21 protein-coding genes and 3 pseudogenes are annotated in these 19,089 nt (G+C 39.8%); 4 read left to right on the top strand and 20 right to left on the bottom strand.

Going from position 1 to position 19,089, the window contains the following annotated elements; genetic code table 11:
• The 8 genes and pseudogenes from L950_RS28365 to L950_RS02820 form a co-directional block, all read right to left on the bottom strand.
• A complete protein-coding gene (locus L950_RS28365) occupies positions 1-615 on the bottom strand; it encodes a polysaccharide biosynthesis/export family protein (protein ID WP_156169501.1) in 615 nt (204 codons plus the stop codon).
• 33 nt (positions 616-648) lie between these two features.
• Positions 649-1,508: pseudogene (gene rfbA / locus L950_RS02850) on the bottom strand (glucose-1-phosphate thymidylyltransferase RfbA).
• A gap of 123 nt (positions 1,509-1,631) precedes the next feature.
• A complete protein-coding gene (locus tag L950_RS02845; RefSeq protein ID WP_021188958.1) occupies positions 1,632-1,883 on the bottom strand; it encodes a four helix bundle protein in 252 nt (83 codons plus the stop codon).
• A gap of 207 nt (positions 1,884-2,090) precedes the next feature.
• Positions 2,091-2,968: pseudogene (gene rfbD / locus L950_RS02840) on the bottom strand (dTDP-4-dehydrorhamnose reductase).
• Positions 2,955-3,404 carry a dTDP-4-dehydrorhamnose 3,5-epimerase gene (gene rfbC / locus L950_RS02835; RefSeq protein ID WP_316930519.1) on the bottom strand — a complete coding sequence of 150 codons (450 nt, stop codon included), beginning with the start codon at positions 3,402-3,404 and terminating at the stop codon, positions 2,955-2,957. Before rfbC ends, rfbD begins: the two are co-directional and overlap by 14 nt.
• A gap of 234 nt (positions 3,405-3,638) precedes the next feature.
• Positions 3,639-4,691, bottom strand: coding sequence for a dTDP-glucose 4,6-dehydratase (gene rfbB, locus L950_RS02830; RefSeq protein ID WP_021188956.1), 1,053 nt, complete (start codon positions 4,689-4,691; stop codon positions 3,639-3,641).
• Positions 4,692-4,843: 152 nt separating this feature from the next.
• Entirely contained in the window at positions 4,844-5,323 is a 480-nt protein-coding gene (locus L950_RS02825) for a hypothetical protein (protein WP_021188955.1), read from the bottom strand.
• A gap of 362 nt (positions 5,324-5,685) precedes the next feature.
• Complete coding sequence (locus L950_RS02820) at positions 5,686-6,153, bottom strand: hypothetical protein (protein WP_156169500.1); 468 nt, start codon at positions 6,151-6,153, stop codon at positions 5,686-5,688.
• Between the two features lie 331 nt (positions 6,154-6,484).
• Here L950_RS02820 and L950_RS36220 point away from each other — a divergent pair, with 331 nt between their 5' ends.
• From L950_RS36220 to L950_RS02805, 3 genes are all read left to right on the top strand, one after another.
• The gene (locus L950_RS36220) at positions 6,485-7,591 is read left to right on the top strand and encodes a 7TM diverse intracellular signaling domain-containing protein (RefSeq protein WP_316930518.1); all 1,107 of its coding nucleotides are present in this window, start codon (positions 6,485-6,487) and stop codon (positions 7,589-7,591) included.
• Between the two features lie 77 nt (positions 7,592-7,668).
• Positions 7,669-8,358: a sensor histidine kinase gene (locus tag L950_RS02810; RefSeq protein WP_021188952.1), complete on the top strand. Its 690-nt coding sequence runs from the start codon at positions 7,669-7,671 to the stop codon at positions 8,356-8,358.
• A complete protein-coding gene (locus L950_RS02805; RefSeq protein WP_021188951.1) occupies positions 8,349-8,960 on the top strand; it encodes a DNA-binding response regulator in 612 nt (203 codons plus the stop codon). The genes L950_RS02810 and L950_RS02805 overlap by 10 nt, the downstream gene beginning before the upstream one ends.
• A 103-nt stretch (positions 8,961-9,063) precedes the next feature.
• On the opposite strand, the gene L950_RS02800 is transcribed toward L950_RS02805, so the two are convergent.
• On the bottom strand, positions 9,064-10,446 hold the full coding sequence (locus L950_RS02800; RefSeq protein WP_021188950.1) for a nucleotide sugar dehydrogenase: 1,383 nt from the start codon (positions 10,444-10,446) through the stop codon (positions 9,064-9,066).
• 191 nt (positions 10,447-10,637) lie between these two features.
• Here L950_RS02800 and L950_RS02795 point away from each other — a divergent pair, with 191 nt between their 5' ends.
• Positions 10,638-11,573, top strand: coding sequence for a UDP-glucuronic acid decarboxylase family protein (locus L950_RS02795; protein WP_021188949.1), 936 nt, complete (start codon positions 10,638-10,640; stop codon positions 11,571-11,573).
• 58 nt (positions 11,574-11,631) lie between these two features.
• On the opposite strand, the gene L950_RS37035 is transcribed toward L950_RS02795, so the two are convergent.
• The 11 genes and pseudogenes from L950_RS37035 to L950_RS02755 form a co-directional block, all read right to left on the bottom strand.
• Entirely contained in the window at positions 11,632-12,363 is a 732-nt protein-coding gene (locus L950_RS37035) for a sensor histidine kinase (RefSeq protein ID WP_410528084.1), read from the bottom strand.
• Between the two features lie 45 nt (positions 12,364-12,408).
• A pseudogene (locus tag L950_RS34890) lies at positions 12,409-12,699 on the bottom strand (response regulator); the annotation flags it as partial.
• Between the two features lie 226 nt (positions 12,700-12,925).
• Positions 12,926-13,168 (bottom strand): hypothetical protein, encoded by a 243-nt coding sequence (locus tag L950_RS02785; protein WP_031287664.1) that lies wholly within the window; start codon positions 13,166-13,168, stop codon positions 12,926-12,928.
• Positions 13,165-13,983, bottom strand: coding sequence for an endonuclease/exonuclease/phosphatase family protein (locus tag L950_RS02780; protein ID WP_031287662.1), 819 nt, complete (start codon positions 13,981-13,983; stop codon positions 13,165-13,167). Before L950_RS02780 ends, L950_RS02785 begins: the two co-directional genes overlap by 4 nt.
• Positions 13,984-13,998: 15 nt before the next feature.
• Positions 13,999-15,324: an ATP-binding protein gene (locus L950_RS25695; RefSeq protein ID WP_156169499.1), complete on the bottom strand. Its 1,326-nt coding sequence runs from the start codon at positions 15,322-15,324 to the stop codon at positions 13,999-14,001.
• Between the two features lie 55 nt (positions 15,325-15,379).
• The gene (locus L950_RS02770; protein WP_021188946.1) at positions 15,380-15,820 is read right to left on the bottom strand and encodes a hypothetical protein; all 441 of its coding nucleotides are present in this window, start codon (positions 15,818-15,820) and stop codon (positions 15,380-15,382) included.
• Positions 15,821-15,831: 11 nt separating this feature from the next.
• A complete protein-coding gene (locus tag L950_RS31700; protein WP_410528083.1) occupies positions 15,832-16,389 on the bottom strand; it encodes a glycosyltransferase family 2 protein in 558 nt (185 codons plus the stop codon).
• Between the two features lie 56 nt (positions 16,390-16,445).
• A complete protein-coding gene (locus L950_RS31695; RefSeq protein WP_231576808.1) occupies positions 16,446-16,988 on the bottom strand; it encodes a glycosyltransferase in 543 nt (180 codons plus the stop codon).
• Between the two features lie 50 nt (positions 16,989-17,038).
• Positions 17,039-17,350, bottom strand: a complete 312-nt coding sequence (locus L950_RS29280; RefSeq protein WP_197086195.1) for a hypothetical protein — start codon at positions 17,348-17,350, stop codon at positions 17,039-17,041.
• Positions 17,351-17,361: 11 nt separating this feature from the next.
• Complete coding sequence (locus L950_RS29275; RefSeq protein WP_197086194.1) at positions 17,362-17,904, bottom strand: glycosyltransferase; 543 nt, start codon at positions 17,902-17,904, stop codon at positions 17,362-17,364.
• Positions 17,905-17,925: 21 nt separating this feature from the next.
• The gene (locus tag L950_RS02755) at positions 17,926-19,080 is read right to left on the bottom strand and encodes a glycosyltransferase family 4 protein (protein WP_021188944.1); all 1,155 of its coding nucleotides are present in this window, start codon (positions 19,078-19,080) and stop codon (positions 17,926-17,928) included.
• Positions 19,081-19,089 lie beyond the last annotated feature (9 nt).

Below are 19,089 nucleotides of genomic sequence, written 5' to 3'. Positions count from 1 at the left end.
TTATTTTTGCGGCCGAACTGATAATCCTGAAACAGCTACTTTGCCCACATATTCAACTGTAATGCTTCCGTCAGGATTAACTGGCAATTTATATGATGCTTCATTATCTCCTGTAATATCCAATAAAATTTCATCGTCAGGTCCAATAATATAGGAGCTTGGAGTTGCCATCCTCAAGTTTGGCTCAAAAGTAATTTCGCTGTTCTTAAATAAATCGGAACCAAAAATTTTAAGCTGCCCGTTGTCAATTTTTAAAGAATCCTTACTGTTTTTTTTTGTTTGTAAAGAATCTATTTGGGATACACCATTTACTTGACGTCCCGTAGTGGAGCGTGTATTATTTGATTTATTTTGTATCTGATTTGGTTGTTGCTTATTTCTTTTTATCTTCTGCAAACGATCTTTCAGCTTTTGAGTTTCAACCGCAGAAATACCCTGTGCACGGGCAAATCCATCCAATTGACTTTCACCATAGCCCATCAGTTCAGCTCGCTTTACATACTGCTCAATTTGAGCATCCGTTAAATCATCAACTCTTATATTTGCTGGATTGGTCTGTGCATGAATGGATCCAAAAAAACTCACTACACACAACAACAATATCACTCTTTTCATTCTAATTTGAAATTTTCACAAAAATAGGTAAATTTATTTAATTGAGAGGCACAGGTATTCACCATAACCTGATTTACGCAGCGGTTCCGCAATTTTTAATAATTGCTCTTTATCAATATAGCCCATACGATAAGCTACTTCTTCAATCGCTCCGATCTTCATACCCTGTCGCTCCTCGATCACTTGAACAAACTGAGCTGCCTGCATAAGGGATTGAATTGTTCCCGTATCTAACCAAGCGGTACCCCGATCAAAAACAGCCACATTAAGTTTCTCACGCTCCAAATAGACTTTATTGATATCGGTAATTTCTAATTCTCCCCTAGGAGATGGTTTAATTTGTTTTGCAATTGCTACCACATCATTATCGTAGAAATATAAACCTGGGATAGCAAAATTTGATTTTGGCACTACAGGTTTCTCCTCTATCGAAATTGCTTTTTTATTCTCATCAAATTCAACTACACCATACCGCTCTGGGTCATTCACTTGATAGGCAAAAACCGTTCCTCCATCAACATCCACGCAGGATTGTAGTAACTTAGACATGCCCGATCCATAGAAAATATTATCGCCTAAGATCAACGCTACCTTATCATCACCTATAAATTCTTCACCCAAATGAATGCTTGTGCAAGGCCATCGGGACTGGGTTGTTCGATATACTCAAATCTACATCCAAGTTGCGAACCATCGCCAAGTAGTCTTTGAAACTGTGGTAAATCTTGAGGTGTCGAAATAATTAATATCTCATTGATCCCCGCCAACATTAAAGTGGATAAGGGATAATAAATCATTGGTTTATCATATACAGGCATCAATTGCTTGCTCACCGCCAATGTCATTGGGTGTAAACGTGTTCCTGATCCTCCTGCTAGTATAATTCCTTTCATTTTTTTGTTTTAGTTACGTAGTAATTAGTGACGTAGTGACTAGTAAAGTAGTAACGCATTTTTTTTTAGTGACTTAGTTTTTCTTAGTAACATAGCGACTAGTAAAGTAGTGACGTAGTACTTTTATATTTTATTTTTAATATTTTCTATTAATTTCAACAGCATTCTTCTTATCTGAACATTTTCATCTAAAGCTGAATCAATGACAATTGTATACCCTAATAATTTAGCTATTTCAATTTGGGTTTCAATTTCACTCAATGAACCCAAAGCGATATATAAAAATTGGAGAAATTCTTTAGCAGATCTTCTCGCAGCTCCTTCTGCAATATTACTTGGAACTGAAACGGCAGCTCTTCGAATTTGACTGGTCAAACCAAATTTTCCACCTCAGGAAAATCATGAGATAAATCATATATACTTTTAACATATAAAAGTGAACGTTGATACACAATTAAATCTTTATGACTTCTCATCTCTTATATTTTAGTGATTATATCTTTCGATTACTTCTTCACCTCCTCTTTACATCGTTACTTTCGTGACTTGATAATTCCATTACTCCGTCACTAGTTTACTTTGTTACTTTAACCCTTCGTTATCCAAACATCTCACTAGGCTATCTTTCCAAAATGGTACTTCCACTCCGAATGTTGCTTTGATTTTCGTTTTATCTAATAGCGAATACTTTGGTCTTTTTGCAGGGGTTGGATATGCTGTTGTCGGTATGGCCTGTATCTCACAGTTCAAACCTTTAATATCGCGAATAGCAACCGCAAAATCATACCAGCTAATTTCGCCTTGGTTGCTGTAGTGATAAACACCACCTTTCCATTTTCCTGAATTAACAATATCTACAATTGCCTGCGCTAAATCTTGCGCTGAGGTCGGAGAACCGATCTGATCGTTAATAACGGAAATGGAATCCCGTTCAGATAGCAGACGCAACATGGTTTTTACAAAGTTTTTTCCAAAAGTGGAATATACCATGAAGTTCGAATGATAATCGCCTCGGGGTACCATTTCAGTATTGCTTGCTCACCTTTTAACTTTGTTGCTCCGTAAATATTAATTGGACTGACTGGAGCATCTTCGGTCAATGCGACACTGCTACTTCCATCAAAGACATAATCGGTCGAAATCGCAATCAATTTTGCGTTATGCAATCGACAATACAGCGCAATCTCTTCACTAGCCAAATGATTAACCTGTTCTGCCAGGTCAGCATCTGATTCGGCTTGATCGACCGCAGTATATGCTCCGGCATGAATAATCAAATCGGGTTGATACATACTCAGAATATCCTGAATAATCGTAATCTGATCCAAAGGAAGCTGTTTCCGATCCAAGAAAAAACATTCTTTAGACACATCCTGAGCCAGCAGAACTTTCAATTCTTGACCTAACTGCCCGGATGTTCCCGTAATAACAATACGCTGTTTTTGACTAACCGATTCCATTTTTTTCTTTAAATGCCCTAAAGGATTGTGCTTCTTCATCTTTCATAGAAAGAATCATATCTTCCCGAGGTATCTGCCAATCAATACCTAGCTCTCTATCTAACGGATGAACTCCGTCTTCTGCTACTTTGTGATAATGATTATCGCACTTGTAGAAAAATACAGCATTTTCTGATAATACCGAAAATCCATGTAAAAATCCACGTGGAACATATAACTGTCTTTTATTTTCTGCAGAGAGCTCTACTGCTACGTACTGAGCATAAGTAGCTGATCCTGGACGTACATCGACAGCAACATCCAATACCTTCCCCTCCAAAACACGCACTAATTTAGCTTGACCGTGATCTCCATTTTGCATATGCAATCCGCGAACAACACCATACTGCGATTGGGATTGGTTATCTTGAACAAATGCTGGTTTTGCCCCTACAATCTGTTCAAATTTCTGATCATTAAAGGCTTCAAAAAGTAACCTCTCTCGTCTTCAAAGACTGTCGGTTCTAAAATAAAACAGCCTTTTAATTTAGTTTCGGTAAAATTCATGGTTTATTTTTTAGTGACATAGTAACGATAGTGAACTAGTAACGTCGTCATTTTTAGTGAACTAATACTCGTCACTTCTTTACTTGTTACTCTGTTACTTCTTTACTTGTTACTCGGTCACTTTTTAATCCTTGTACTGTTTATCGTAATATTTTTGGTAATCTCCGGAAGTAACACTTTCTAACCATTCTTTGTTGTTCAAAAACCAATCGATTGTTTTGGAAAGACCTTCTTCAAACGTTACAGAAGGATACCAGCTGAGTTCCTTATTGATCTTGGAGGCATCAATAGCATAACGTAGATCATGACCTGGGCGGTCTTTAACGAAAGTAATCAGTTGTTCTGCTGTACCTGCTGGACGCCCTAATTTCTCATCGACCTGTTTACATAACTCTTTGACCAAATCAATATTCTGCCACTCATTGAATCCGCCAACATTATACGATTCACCATTCTTACCTTCATGAAAAACAAGATCTATTGCCGTTGCATGATCGATCACAAATAACCAGTCACGTGTATATTTACCATCACCATAGATCGGTAATGGTTGATTGTTCAAGATATTATGAATACATAAGGGAATCAATTTCTCTGGAAAATGATTGGGACCATAGTTATTGGAACAATTGGTCAGTACGATAGGTAAACCATAGGTATCATGGTATGCCCGAACAAAATGATCGGAACTAGCCTTCGATGCGGAATAAGGTGAATGCGGATCATAAGATGTTTCTTCCGTAAACAGACCTTCAGCCCCTAATGCCCCAAATACCTCATCGGTAGAAACATGATGAAAACGTTTACCTGTAAAATTATCTTTCCAGATCTGGCGCGCAGCGTTCAATAGATTAACAGTACCGATCACATTGGTCATCACAAATGCCGTAGGATCTGCAATAGAGCGATCCACATGAGATTCTGCTGCTAAATGAATGACACCGTCGGGTTTATAGTGTTCGAAAACACGAAACATATCCAAGGCATCGGTAATATCTGCCTTAACAAAGGTATAATTCGGCTTTTCTTCGATATCCCGTAAGTTTTCGAGATTACCGGCATAAGTCAACGCATCTAAATTGACAATATGATAGTCAGGATATTTAGTGACAAAATTTCGTACAACATGCGAACCTATAAAACCCGCTCCACCTGTAATTAGGATTGTTTTAGTCATAATATGAGCAAAATATTTCTTAACAGCTTAAAGCCCCTTAACGATAATTAAGGGATTAGCATCAAAAGTAATAAGATTTTATGAACAATCAACCAAGGTAAGCGAGTAAAACAAGCTAAAATGCGGTTTTAAGCCTATTTTCTTATTAAAAATCAATTTTCCACTTGTTCTTGGTATAAACCAGATATGGGTACGACAACTCGAAAAGGTTTCGTCTTGCCCCCTTCAAAATGCAATTTCCCGGAAATAGTCGTGAGTACCCCGGTCAGGTCTAGGGCACTAATGTCTCTATTCATTAGTTTATAACGGATAGATACTTCTGGTTGTGTTAAACTATCATATTGGAAGGGAAGTGATAAAGACTGATCAAGCTGTATATTGACATCAGGGTGTTTTAAATTGACACTTTTTATTGTAGCATGCTTTAATTTTTGATCACTGCTGTTGGTATGGATCACAATCACACCGCTCTTCACACTGCGATCGCCACTGTACTGTCCCGGCCGCTCCTGAAAAAGATAACTGACGGATAACGCACCGTGCTCCGCTAATCGTTGGTTCGTCTGCTGTGCTGTCCAAAAGTAATAACTGCCAAATAAAAATAATACAATTAAAATAATTACAATAATCATTGTGGGTAAAGGTTAAGGGTTGTAAACAGTAACACTGTAATGCTCAAAATGGTTTTGCATATAGTAAACATGATTTGCATATAATAACGTAATCAAAAGCCACATCGTATGAATTCGAAATCTTTCATCAGTTTTTTAACTGAACATCAACTTCCTACACAGGCTCTGTCCGTCGATCACAAATATAATTACTGAAGATCAAGCAGATACTGCTTTACTATTAATTTATTATAAAATAAACAGGAGATCATTTGTTTTTCTTTTCTCATTATACCGCTGTGGTACTGGCCATAAGCATATAAAAAAGGTACCTTGACAAGCAAGGTACCAGAAACTAATTCATAATTTGGAAAGTAATAAGGCTACTGAAATACGGGTAGATCCAATTGCTGGACATTTTGTTCTTTTTGATGCTGATAAACGTTTTCAATTGGGATACTCATTTTGAAGGGGAGCCTATCGCCACCTTTTAAATTTAATACCCCGATCAGCTTGACTTTACAACCTGTTAGATCTACGACCTGCTGGGCTGAATTGATTCGAAAACGGACCGAAACAGCTAATCCTTGATCTTTATTTTCTACAAAGGGAATACTAGCAGATTGATTTAATTTGACCGACACGCCTGAATGATAAATCTTAACTTTTCTAATCACGATAGCCCGCAATTGTTCATTTTGACAAGATGCACTAAAAATAAGAGAACCATGGCGACTTTTGAGATCGCCACTATACTGACCTGCGTGATCTTGGATACGATAAAGGGCATTTAATGTAATCTGTTTCTCAAATGGTGAACGTCTGTATTTCCGCTCGTATAAATAGTACATCACACAGGCCGAAAAAAAAACTAAAATAAAAATATAAATCATCATATGTATCTGTTAAATATTAAACTAAATTTTAGAGGACTTCGAGCGAACTCAAAGAATAGCTTATCAGGTTGTTATAAAAATGAAATAAATCCTTTTAAAGAATCTTTTGCAAGACTTTTATAACAGCTCCTAATTTTATCCAAAAGTACAGATGAAATTGATGTTACAACAGAGACCCCAGGGTCTTATTTACAATTTAGATAAAAAAAATCATAGTAATAAACGGCAATACTCATCTAAATACTGCACATTTGCAGGAACAAATGACACCTGACCTTATCAAGCCATTTCTTCTATTTTTTTATTTGTAGTATCCATAAAAGGATCTGCAAAAACAGAACGCGCCACTCAAATTTCGCCGATACTTATAGCACATGAGCATCTGAACGAAGACAGTCCCCTGTTTTATTACCACAATAAATCCATTTTCCAAAACCCACAAGTTAAACCGGAGCAATATAATGCAAAAGGGATCTACTGGCTCCGGATCAATATTCCGGCAAGCAACGACCTTAAAAGAAAAACCTATATCCTTTCTTTTAACAATCTAACTTATGTAGACCTCACCTTAATCGATGACCGCACGAGCGCAGCGATCGAAAATCGAAAATCGGGACTGTTCAGACCGCTTAAGGAGATTTCTCCCGGGGATGACCGGAATCATTTTACGCTTGAACTTGATGTCTCAAAGACCTACACATGCCTACTAAAAATTAAGCACAGCAAGGGGTATAGCCCCCAGCTGGATTTTTACATCGAAGACCAACTGAGCTACCTTAAAAGAAAACAAAAAGAGTCCAATACCTATGCCTTCCTGGAAGGAGCGATTATTGTCATGTTGCTTTATATCGCACTGGCTTGGCTAGTATCACACTATCGCCCCTATATCTGGATATTCACCTTTTTAATGGCAGTAGGAATATATAGTTTTACGCTACAGAAGGACTTTATAGACTTATTCTTTCCTGAAAATCCACGATTGGGCTGGACCATCGCTCCATTATTTTATCGGCTCGGTACGATCAGCTTCTACCTGTTGCTCCTGGATTTTCTAAATCTTAAAAAACTGAGTTCAAAATTTTATAAACTGGCAATCCTCATCTGCTTATTGGTGATCTCGTTTGCTGTTTTCAGCTTTATATACTGCTATACAACCTCCAATTACTTTCTTTCCAACCGCATTAATTTTATTTTAGGAGCGATACACATTGCTTATTTGTCGACTCTATTTATTTATCTCTGGAAAAAGGTGGACGAACCACAGCGATTCCTGGCCTATGGCGCGACCTGTTTTTCATTAGGAATCGGGTTAATTGTGATTTTGTTGATCAAGATGGATGAAAAATCACTACTTATATCCCGGCCGCGATTCAACTATTTATACTCAGCATAACCATTATCTTTCTAATTGCGATCAGATTACGAATCCGCAAGCAGGAACTCGAATATCACAAATCAATTGAGATTCGGGTGGAAGAACGAACAGCTGAACTGCATTTGGCCAATATCGTTCTAAATGAACAACAGGTGGAGCTCTTAGAAAAAAATAAATACATTGAAACTTTAATTGACGAGCTCAACCACAGGGTTAAAAACAATCTGCAGCTTTTATATAGTCTGGGAAGTCTCTATCGAAAAGGAAATAAAAACAGCTTGGCCAACAATCCCGGCATTCAGGAGATGCAAAGCCGCATCCATACCATGATGCTCGTTAATCAACTCCTGGTCTATAATAAAGGGAATAAATTAAAATTAGATCAACTGGTGGTAGAAATCATAAGCTACCTTCAAATGCTATATGATCCAAAGAAAAAGATTGAGATCGACCTATACTGTGTACCCGATTATTGGATCCCCACGCATATATCAACATCATTAGGTTTAATCATTACGGAGCTTCTAACCAACGCTTATAAGTATGCGTTTCCGGATGAAAGGAAGGTGTCTGCTAAAATCACGCTAGGCATCAAACTGTCTACGGACAAATTGATGATAGAATGCCGGGACAATGGCATCGGATCAAATACATTAGTGGCCGGCTCGTCTTTGGGAATCGCACTGATCAGAGACCTCACACGACAAATCAAGGGAGAGGTCACCATCGATCATAAAAATGGGTATCACTATCAATTTGAATTTAAAAAAGGTTTATGGAAATAAAAGTATTAATTATCGAAGATGAAATGATAATCGCGCGTTTTATAGAGCAACATTTCTATTCTTTTTATGAGAATATACAGATTAATATTGCACTTTCTGTTGAAGAGGTCGACACGTACATGCAGGTACAACAACCGGATCTGGTCCTGTGCGATATTCAATTACAGGATCATTGTGATGGAATTGATCTGATGGTGAAATATAAAGCTGAAAAGCAATTTGCCCTCATCTTTATCACATCGTTTGAATCCAAGCAGAGTATCGATCGGACAACGGCTGTAAATCCGGACAATTATATTATAAAACCACTGAATGAAAGCCGCCTATATGCCGGAACGCATATCGTATTGCAGCGTCTGCTCAACACGTATACCGATCCTAATGCAGAGATGAATCTAGCTGGATTGACCTCTTCGGAAAAACAGGTGTTAGTATTAATCGCCAATGGGTATACGACCAAATATATCGCAGATAAACTATGCTTAAGCCCATACACGATTAAAAATACGCGCCACCGTATCTGTCGCAAGCTTTCACTAGGAGAAGAAAATAATGCGCTTCTAACCTGGGCAATCAAATATCAGCACATACTGGAAAATTGAAAGTTGTTTAGAATAGCTCAGAAACAACTTTCAATTTGCTATTCGCCAATAGCATAATACTGAAAACCGAATCTTTCGAGGATCCTAAACAACTTGCGTATTGCTACTCGCCAATAGCATAGTACTGAAAACCGAATCTTTCGAGCTGCTTTCTATCTAAAATCTTGCGGCCATCAAATACAAAAGCTGGTTTTTTCATTGCTTCTTTTATCTGTGCCCAATCGTATTGTTTAAACTCATCCCACTCGGTCAATATCGCTACCGCATGTGCTCCTGTCAGGGCTTGATGAGGCTCGCTTACAACCGTCAATAAACGGCGGTTTTCTGCCGGAGAACGCGTGCCCAAGTAATCCAGATCACGGTAGATCTGCTCTGCAGACACCTTAGGGTCGTAAACAACAATCTCCGCTTCTTCTTCTAATAAATGGTCGGCAACATAAATGGCTGCAGACTCCCGGGTATCATTGGTATCTTTTTTAAAGGCCCAGCCTAAAAACACGATTTTCTTACCATTGACCGTATTGTACATGGTCTTAATGATATGCTGTGCAAACCGCTCTTTCTGATGATCATTTAACAAAATGACCTGCTCCCAATAATCAGCAACAGCAGTTAAGTTGTAGGAACGGGCGATATACACGAGATTTAAAATATCCTTCTGAAAACAGGAACCACCAAACCCGACAGATGCCTTCAGGAACTTAGGCCCAATCCGGGAGTCATAACCAATGGCACGTGACACTTCATCTACATTGGCTCCTGTCACTTCGCACAGCTCGGAAATGGCATTGATCGAAGATACGCGCTGTGCCAAGAAAGCATTGGCTACGAGTTTTGACAATTCGGAAGACCATAGATTGGTGGTCAATATGCGATCTCTGGGCACCCAAGCTTCGTAAATCTGCACCAGAGCTTCTATGGCTTCCTGATCTTCTCCACCGATCAATACCCGATCGGGGCTGTGCAGGTCGGGCACAGCCGTACCTTCTGCCAAAAACTCGGGATTGGAGAGAATATGAAAATTGACACCGTTTCCGGTATTATCCAATATACTCTTCAATGTTGCGGCCGTGCGTACAGGTAAAGTAGATTTTTCAACAACAATTTTATCGTCTTTGGCGACTCGCGCAATCTGACGGGCACATAGTTCAATATATTTTAAATCGGCTGCCTGTCCCTTGCCCTTGCCGTAAGTCTTGGTTGGGGTATTGACCGAAATAAAGATCATGTCGGCCTCTTCAATCGCTTTATCGACATCGGTCGAGAAAAAAAGATTGCGACCTCTGGCTTCAGCAACGACCGCATCCAGACCGGGCTCATATATAGGAAGATTGTTTAGATCGGGGTCATTCCAAGCATCGATACGGGCCTGATTTAAATCAACAACAGTGATGGTAATATTTGGATTTTTTTGAGCAATAACCGACATGGTCGGACCACCTACATACCCTGCTCCAACACAGGCTATTCTCTTAATTTCTCTCATCTAAGTATACTAAAACAACATCATCGGCAACCATTTTTAACTCGCAACATATAAGGCGGTTACCGTAGATACGTGCATGTATCGAAATTAGTGAATTATTTACTAAATTTCAATACGAAGCGGAATAAATTTGTCTGACAACTGCTATATCTATATCTTCGTAATGTTCAACTTCTTATAAAAGAATATACATGAAAAAAAGAATATTGATAACGGGCGGAGCTGGTTTTATTGGCTCGCACTTGTGCAAAAGATTGCTCGATGAGGGCAATGAGGTCATTTCTTTGGATAACTATTTTACAGGGTCTAAAGAGAATATAGCGCCACTATTATCAAATCCATACTTTGAGGCCATCCGACATGATGTCACGATGCCTTACTTTATCGAGGTAGATGAAATCTATAATCTGGCATGCCCTGCCTCACCTATACATTATCAATTTAATGCAATCAAAACTGTGAAAACTTCGGTAATGGGCGCAATCAATATGTTGGGATTGGCAAAACGGTTAAACATCAAAATATTGCAAGCGTCTACCAGTGAGGTCTATGGTGACCCGATCGTGCATCCGCAAACAGAATCGTATTGGGGAAATGTCAACCCCATCGGTATCCGTTCCTGTTACGATGAAGGAAAGAGATGTGCCGAAACGCTGTTTATGGACTATCATCGCATGAATCATGTCAAGATCAAAATCATCCGGATATTCAATACCTATGGACCCAACATGCATCCTAATGATGGGCGCGTGGTATCTAATTTCATCATTCAGGCCTTGAACAACCAAGATATCACGCTCTATGGAGATGGCTCGCAGACCCGAAGTTTTCAATATGTGGATGATCTGGTCGAGGGGATGATCAAGATGATGGCAAGCTCAAATGACACGATCGGTCCGATCAATATGGGTAATCCAAATGAATTTAGTATCCGTGAACTTGCGGAAAAAGTGATTGAACTGACCGGATCCAAGTCAAAAATTATCTTTCAGCCTCTACCCTCTGATGATCCTAAACAAAGGAAACCGGATATTGATCTGGCTAAAGCAAAATTAAACTGGGAACCAAAAATCCAACTGGAAGAAGGACTTATAAAGACAATTGCTTATTTTAAAAATCTGTCTTAATTATAATTGCACGGTTCTGCTTGCAGATAAACCGTGCATCTTTTACGTAAAAACTAGTTTAGACAGATAAATCGCCGGTACTGAGTTTGACTTTAAAACCAAAACGTGAACCTACATTTTCCTCAGATTCAAAAAAGAATTCACCCTGGTGCGCATGAATAAAATGAGAGACTACCCATAGTCCCATACCCGTACCTTTTTCTCCCATCGCAGTGACCGCATCATGTCTAAAAATCTGTTTCTGCAACTGCTCTTGGGCTGGTGCACTCATACCGACACCGCTATCGATAACTTCAACAACGGCCCAATCCCCATCCTGATGTAAAGTCAGCTTAACAACAGAATCTTCATGACTGAATTTAACTGCATTGATCAACAGATTTCGGAGTATACTTTTCATAATATCCACGTCAAAAAAGATTTCCAGTCCCTGTTGCAGTTCGAGATCGAGATTGATATGTTTTAAATTTGCAGAAGGCTGAAGTGTCTCAACAACCCCCAATATCAAATCTTTTAAGTGAATTTGCTGCGGTATAAAACTAAGTATGCCAAGACTTGATTTGGTCCACTTGAGTAAATTGTCCAGCACACTAAAAAGTTGCTCGGCAATATCATTTCCGGTGTTGACCATAGCTGAATAGCCATTATTTTCTTCTTCCGCTTTGACCGCTAATATATTAAAGATCATCTTAAGTGAAGAAATGGGACTGCGCAGATCATGTGCTAAAATAGCATACATACTATCGCGGTTTTTAATGGCCGCTTTAAGTTCTTCGGTCTGCTTTGCGATTGTTTCATTGGAAGCTAGTATCCTGATCTGATGCTTGACACGCTGCAGTAGCTCTTTCCTATTAAAGGGTTTTGGTATATAGTCCACGCCACCACTGTCAAAGCCCCGTACAATATCTTCGGGCGATCTTAAATTTGTAATAAAAATTACTGGAATATGCTTATACAGATCCATTGATTTTAACTGCTGGGTAAGCTCATAACCATTGGTTACACCCATCATCACATCCATAAGAATGAGGTCTATTCTTTCTTTTTGAAGAACTTCAAATGCTACGGAAGCGCCGGGCGCAGGAAATACATTAAAAGACTCCCGTTCTAGAATCTCCCTCAATACGTAACGGTTTAGTCTGAATCCTCAACAACAAGGATATTATAATGTGAAAAATCAATTTCCATAGGTCATTTGCAGCTTACACAATGTTAGGGACACATCCGTAACATTATTTGTAAATATAATTTAAAATCAAAAATCCGCTACCATTAAATTAAAAAATTTTTTGAAAATAACGAAGTTTTTAAGAGTATAACCGTGATTTGGGATAAAATTGTTACAGGTAAGATCAATGTATGGCCATATCGACCAATACAGGGGAGTGATCACTGAAGTCAATATCACCGATACGGTAATTTTTCGCTTTTAGTTTTGTTCCTGAATACAAGACAAAATCAATGCGGTACAGCTTCATAAAATAACGGTAAGTATAGCCATAGCCATTGCCGGCCTCAAGATACGCATCTTCCAAATCACCTTTGATCGTATTGTAACCATAGGAAACGGGTGTATTGTTAAAATCGCCGCTCACGACCAACGGATAGGGTGAGCCATCCAATATGCGCCTGAGGGAATCCACTTGGCGACCTCTGAATTTGAAATTATTGGAGATCGTACCCAGGGCATCAGTCCAGCTATGACGTGTATCTTCTTGGTAAAGAAGTGTCCCTTTGACCTGGTTCCAGTTGGTCGTCTGTAAATGAAGTTGCCAATACGAATCTTTTTATTATTGACCGTTATATCGGCCAATAAGGCACAATTGGGACGCTCGGGAAAGGAAATCGTCGAAATCGAATCTAAAGGGTATTTGCTAAGAATAGCGAGTTGATCATATTGTCCCCCTCCTCCGGTGATCACGACATAGGGCATACTGCTAAAGATCTGCTTGAGATCTGCCTCTGTACAATCTGCAGGAACTTCCTGCAGGCAAATGGTATTGACTTGGTTGGTCGAAAAATACGCTGCAATCTGTTCCATAGAAGATAAATTATAGATCATTTTGAACTCGTGGACATTGTATGTCGCAAATTTAATCTCAGCCAAATTCCCTTCTTCCGGTTGATGCATCTGAAACTTATGTGGATAGTAATGGAAGTTGGCCAGTATCGCAATTAGCGGACAAATACTATACCAACTCTTTTTGTACCAAGCAATAATTAACACAAACAAATTGCAAAAGAGCAACATCGGCAGGACAACACCGATCCATTGAAAAAATACAAAAGTATCGGGAGAGACATATAAGGCCAGAAAAGATAGGGAGGTGACCACCATCAATATCACAGCGGCGACTTTGCCCAAAGAGGCACGGATGCGGAGCGGTTGAGGTGTTGGACGGTTATTCATAGGTCGGTAACAGCTTTATAAATCAGGATTGTGAATTGGGAGCTTGATGCTAAAGGTGGTTCCCTGACCTTCTTCGGATTCGACCGTGATCGTACCATGCATCTGCTCAATGATGGCTTTGCAAATGGACAGTCCCAGCCCGGTACCTTTGGCCGTTTCATTGATCTTAAAGAAACGGTTGAAGATCGATTGCTGAAGATGTTTGGGAATACCGATGCCATTGTCTTTGACATAAAGCTCAAAAAAGTCCTCGCCTATCCGGTAACCGATATGAACAGCACCATGCGGAGGGGTAAATTTCATGCTATTGTTGATCAGATTGACCAGCACTTGCATGATTCTACCGCGGTCTAATTGGACCGTGAGTTCTTTTTCGGGTATATCGATAATAAGCACCGGATGATCTTCTAAGTTGCTGAAACTTAATGAGAGCTCATTGAGGATGCTTTGGAGGGATACCAGATCTGCATTAAACCGCATTTTGCCTGCATCCATCTGGGACATCTCCAGTACATCTGAAATCAAACGCAATAACTGGTTGCTATTGGTGGTCAGAATCTCGCCGTACTCTTTGCGCAATTCGGGATCTGGTGTTTCCGCAATAATATTACCAAAACCAATAATAGCACTCAAAGGGGTACGGATCTCATGATTCATATTGGAAATAAAGGCTGATTTTAATTTTTCGGACTCTTCAGCAGCCTCTTTGGAGCGCAGCAATTGCTCTTCATATCTGATCTGATCGGAAATATCCCGCTGAATGGTCCAGACAATATCTTCCCCATTCCCATTTTTAATAATCAAGGAACTGCATTCTGAACCGATGATATCCATTTCAGGATAGGGTATGTCACATCGGTACTGGAGATAACCTGCCGCATCTTGTACTTTTTGAAAGAAGGCTTCCCACTCTTCTTTTGAACTAAAATTTTTCAATCGCTCGTACACCAGCATATGGGTAATCTCTTCTTCATCAGATAAACCATTCTGCTGACGGCAGGCTTTATTGGCAAAAGCCAGCTGCCCATCGGTATGACAAGCAAAAATACTGTATGGGGCATTATGAACAACGGCCAACACCATTTCTAGTTCATTTCTATTTTTCATAAAATCGCTTACATTCTGCGAAAATCCGTCCATGATCGTATGGTCATTTTCCAAATATCTCGCATATTTTGTGGCGCGTATATACGCAATCGGCTGATCGGGAAGGATCATGCGGTATTCCAATGTTTTAAATTCAGTTGAATCAATGTTGACAAATTTGCGCATCTTTTCGCGATCATCGGGATGAATGGACGCCAACAAATCATTCAATGACGTAATTTTGGCTTCGAGCAAATTCGTACGCAAGAGATTGGAATAACCGGTATGCAAAAAGTTTTGATCTTGGCAATCAACGCCAATGACCGATCTGCGCCACTTTGCCTACTTCAAGCTGTGCTTTTAAGGCAGATTTGAGACGATGTTTCATATTGCTGCGTTGGGTAATATCGCGATATTGGCACAGCAAATGCTCCTCGTCAAATTTATGGATGATAAATTTAAAGAAGTAGGTCTGATCTTGCGCTGGAAGATCGTAGTTCAGGTTGGAGGTGTCCCCGGTCTGACGGCATTGATTAAATTCCTGCTCCATAAGCTGCGCAGTGGATAAAGGCAAAAGATCGAGCATATTAGCGCCGATCAACTCGGTCCGAGGATTGATTATTGGATTGTCGGTCTTGATAATGGCATCAACACATACATTATCTTGATCGATCAAGAATAAGGTATCGCTGGTCAGATCTAAGATCTTCTCCAAATATTTTAAGTTATGTAATGCTCTTTGCTCCATCATGTTTTGCTAAATTATTTCCGCTGTGACTTTTCCCATATGCCACGGTGCTGATTGCCCAATAGGTAGTAAATCCCCAGCACGACATTTACATTCATAAATATAAAATAATAGGGGATATAAAACAGTTTAGATACTTTGGGTTTATCTTTATTCAGATACCCAAAAGCTGCACAAAGGTAGAATAATACTTGACCTACAAAAATGATATGAAACACATTATAAGGTGATACATGTCTTAGTCCAATAATAATGGATAAGGGCAACAAGGCAAATAAAGCAAAAGGGGTGACCGACCAGCGCAGTACGCGGTGCGACAGATATTGGAAGCTCAACTTGCCATAATCAAAGATATTGAGCAGAGGCAATAGCCTGCTGATGGACTGCCACCCACCAGCTGCAATGCGACGTTTGCGCTTTGCCTCTTCTTCCATATTGAGCGAACCGGACTCTACGGCATAGGCATCTGGGGTGTAGGCGATACGATAGCCTTTTTGCGCAATGCCCATTGATAACATAAAATCATCTAAAAGGGTATCTTCTAGCATCACCGTAAACAAGGCCGTACGGATCGCAAATAGCTCGCCAGCAGCTCCTACTGCGGAATAATACTGGAAGTCCAGCTTCTTTAATAAGGACTCATATTTCCAATAGGTACCCTCGCCTTTGGACGATATGGTATCGGCATCGGTAAAGGCAACTCTTTTTCACCCGATACACAGCCAATACTAGGATCATTAAATTGCTGGACGATGATCGTCAGGGCATCGGTATTGAGCAAACAATTGGCATCGCTGAAAACAACAATGGGCGTATGGACTACACCCATCCCATGATTGATCGCCGCCGTTTTGCCCTTACGTAAGGGCGAACTCACGACCTGCACGTCGGGATACTGCTGCAATAAAACTTCACTATGATCGGTACTGCCATCAATCACCCAGAGGATCTTTAACTTATGATTGGGATAAGCCAGGGCCCTACAGTTTGCCATTTTTTCGGCAATAATATCCGCCTCATTGTAGGCCGCAATAAAAAGCGTGACCTCTGGAAGCTCGTCTTTACGCTGACAAACCGTCTCTTCCTGAGTCTGATAAGGCCTGTATTTGGCTAATACATAAATGACTATGGCATAGCCACATAGGTGTACAACACTAAGAGCAAACTGCACCAAAATATAAACTCTAACATAGGAGATCGCTATAAGGAGACAAAAATAGATTATTTATTTTTGGGATCAATTAAATTTGAGTCTTCATCTTTATATTGATCTTTTTTAGAAAAGATTAGTGGTATATTTTTAATCCCATTTATAAACCGGATCTTAAAGCTATTCCATAGGGAGCCGTCTGCACTGATCGTACCATACCCCGTAATCGCCTTGGCTTTTTTATTTCGAACAAAAACAATTTTACCAAATTTTTTCAACCCCAGTGCCAGTGAGCCATCCTCGCCACGTTTGATGTCGGTGCGTATGCCAATCTCTTGTGCTAAAGCGGTACGATAAGCAAATACCAGCCCGCGAACGCTCAATTCTGGCCGTTTTATAGACTGCAAGTATAAAAAGATATCACGCATGCGCTCATAGAGCCACAATGAAAATGCGGTATGCTCTTTATCGGGGACATACCCCAAGTAGAGCTCACTGCAACGACGCCGGTCTGCTCTAAATGACCGATCATAATATTGACATAGTCAACAGGATATAAGGTGTCGGCATCAATATTCATGTGATACGCACCTCTAGCATGCTCTAGTCCGCATTTTCTTGCAAATCCGCAGCCATTTTGCACTTCGTTGAAATAGGGTATCCCGGACTGCTTAAAAATAGTTTCTGTGCTATCGGTGGAGTTATTATTAACCCCTATAATTTCGATGGGGTATCGTGATGAAAGATCGCTTAAAGCCCATAAACAAGCCCATAAATTTTTATCTTCATTGTAAGCAATGACCGAAACTGTCACGAGCGGATGCTCACTCTGCTGCTGTTTTAATTGGCTAGCGATCAGATCTATGACAGCCGTCGGCACCTCATTGGGAGAAACATTGTAGGCTGATAAATATTTTTGATACCAAGGAGACTTCATCTTTTTATTCATCATCGTCTGCTAAATTTGTTTTAAAGATTCAAAAAGAGTGCGCCATTGAAGAGCAATAGGTGCAATATCAAATTTTTGAACGTCATTTCGGGCATTTTGACCCATTATTTTGCGCTCTGTTTCATTTTCTATCAGGTAACAAATATGATCGGCCAGCTGTGGAATATGACCATTTTCGACCAACAGACCATTGCGCTTATGGATAATAATATCACGGGGGCCGCATGGACAGGTGAACGATACAGGAGGGACACCATAAGCCATAGTTTCGCCCAAAACCATAGGAAACCCTTCATATCGCGAGGAGAGAACAAAAATCGAACTCTCATCATATTTTTCTCCAATCGTATCGGTACCGTCTTCCAGTAAACAAGTTGCGCCGATCCCGAGCCTGTCAATCTGCAACTGATACGCTTCCTTTTCTCCGCCTCCATAGATCTTCAAAATCCAATCGGGGTGTTTGGACGATACAGCCTTCCAGGCTTCAATAAGCATATCAAAACCCTTTTGATAGGTCATCCGACCCACAGCAATCACTTGTTTATTGTCTAATGCGGCAGCCTGAACGGGATAAAAGGATAAAGGGTTGGGGATGACCGAGATATTGTCAAGACCTTGCCAATAGCCGGCATCTTCATGTGTCAGGACAACAAAAGCTGCTAGTTTACGCAAATTTTTTAGCAGCTGCATCTGCCATACAGACGAAATCGCTTTCTGGACAAAAACTGGAAAACGACGGTCGGTAAATTGGCGATAGACAAGTTTATTGAAATGCAACTCGCCAACTTTAAGGCTACCATCTTTTAAATCATTTAAGAAATTGACATCACGCCGCAACAAGGACACCGTAATATCAGGACGTAAGGCCGTTAATTGTGCTTCCAGCCGTTTTTTGAAAAGCCGTTGCTTTTTTATATATAAGCGTAACCGTTTGAAAAGTGAGAACCTAAAAATACCATCGAAATTAATGTCCAAATGATGTAAATGGATCCTTTCATCTAATGGATAGTAGGGCTCCAACCCTTTTCCATCGGTAACAAAAATATGGATTTCGTAATCAAAATAATGGACAAAATAGTTGACTTTGGCTGTCAATACCCGTTCCATACCACTGGGATAAAATATCCCAGGAACGATGTAAGCAAGTTTAAGTTTCTTTTTCATAATGGATAA

This window comes from Sphingobacterium sp. IITKGP-BTPF85, assembly GCF_001006065.1.
In the GTDB taxonomy this organism is placed as follows: Bacteria; Bacteroidota; Bacteroidia; order Sphingobacteriales; family Sphingobacteriaceae; genus Sphingobacterium; species Sphingobacterium anhuiense.
This window is presented reverse-complemented; position numbering and strand designations above follow the sequence as displayed.

Bases quoted from the DNA above. Each gene is read 5' to 3' on its own strand.
- L950_RS28365 (WP_156169501.1), bottom strand. From the start codon at position 615: ATGAAAAGAGTGATATTGTTGTTGTGTGTAGTGAGTTTTTTTGGATCC.
- rfbB (WP_021188956.1), bottom strand. From the start codon at position 4,691: ATGACTAAAACAATCCTAATTACAGGTGGAGCGGGTTTTATAGGTTCG.
- L950_RS02825 (WP_021188955.1), bottom strand. From the start codon at position 5,323: ATGATTATTGTAATTATTTTAATTGTATTATTTTTATTTGGCAGTTAT.
- L950_RS02820 (WP_156169500.1), bottom strand. From the start codon at position 6,153: ATGTACTATTTATACGAGCGGAAATACAGACGTTCACCATTTGAGAAA.
- L950_RS02805 (WP_021188951.1), top strand. From the start codon at position 8,349: ATGGAAATAAAAGTATTAATTATCGAAGATGAAATGATAATCGCGCGT.
- L950_RS02800 (WP_021188950.1), bottom strand. From the start codon at position 10,446: ATGAGAGAAATTAAGAGAATAGCCTGTGTTGGAGCAGGGTATGTAGGT.
- L950_RS02795 (WP_021188949.1), top strand. From the start codon at position 10,638: ATGAAAAAAAGAATATTGATAACGGGCGGAGCTGGTTTTATTGGCTCG.
- L950_RS02780 (WP_031287662.1), bottom strand. From the start codon at position 13,983: ATGAATAACCGTCCAACACCTCAACCGCTCCGCATCCGTGCCTCTTTG.
- L950_RS02770 (WP_021188946.1), bottom strand. From the start codon at position 15,820: ATGATGGAGCAAAGAGCATTACATAACTTAAAATATTTGGAGAAGATC.
- L950_RS29275 (WP_197086194.1), bottom strand. From the start codon at position 17,904: ATGAAGTCTCCTTGGTATCAAAAATATTTATCAGCCTACAATGTTTCT.
- L950_RS02755 (WP_021188944.1), bottom strand. From the start codon at position 19,080: ATGAAAAAGAAACTTAAACTTGCTTACATCGTTCCTGGGATATTTTAT.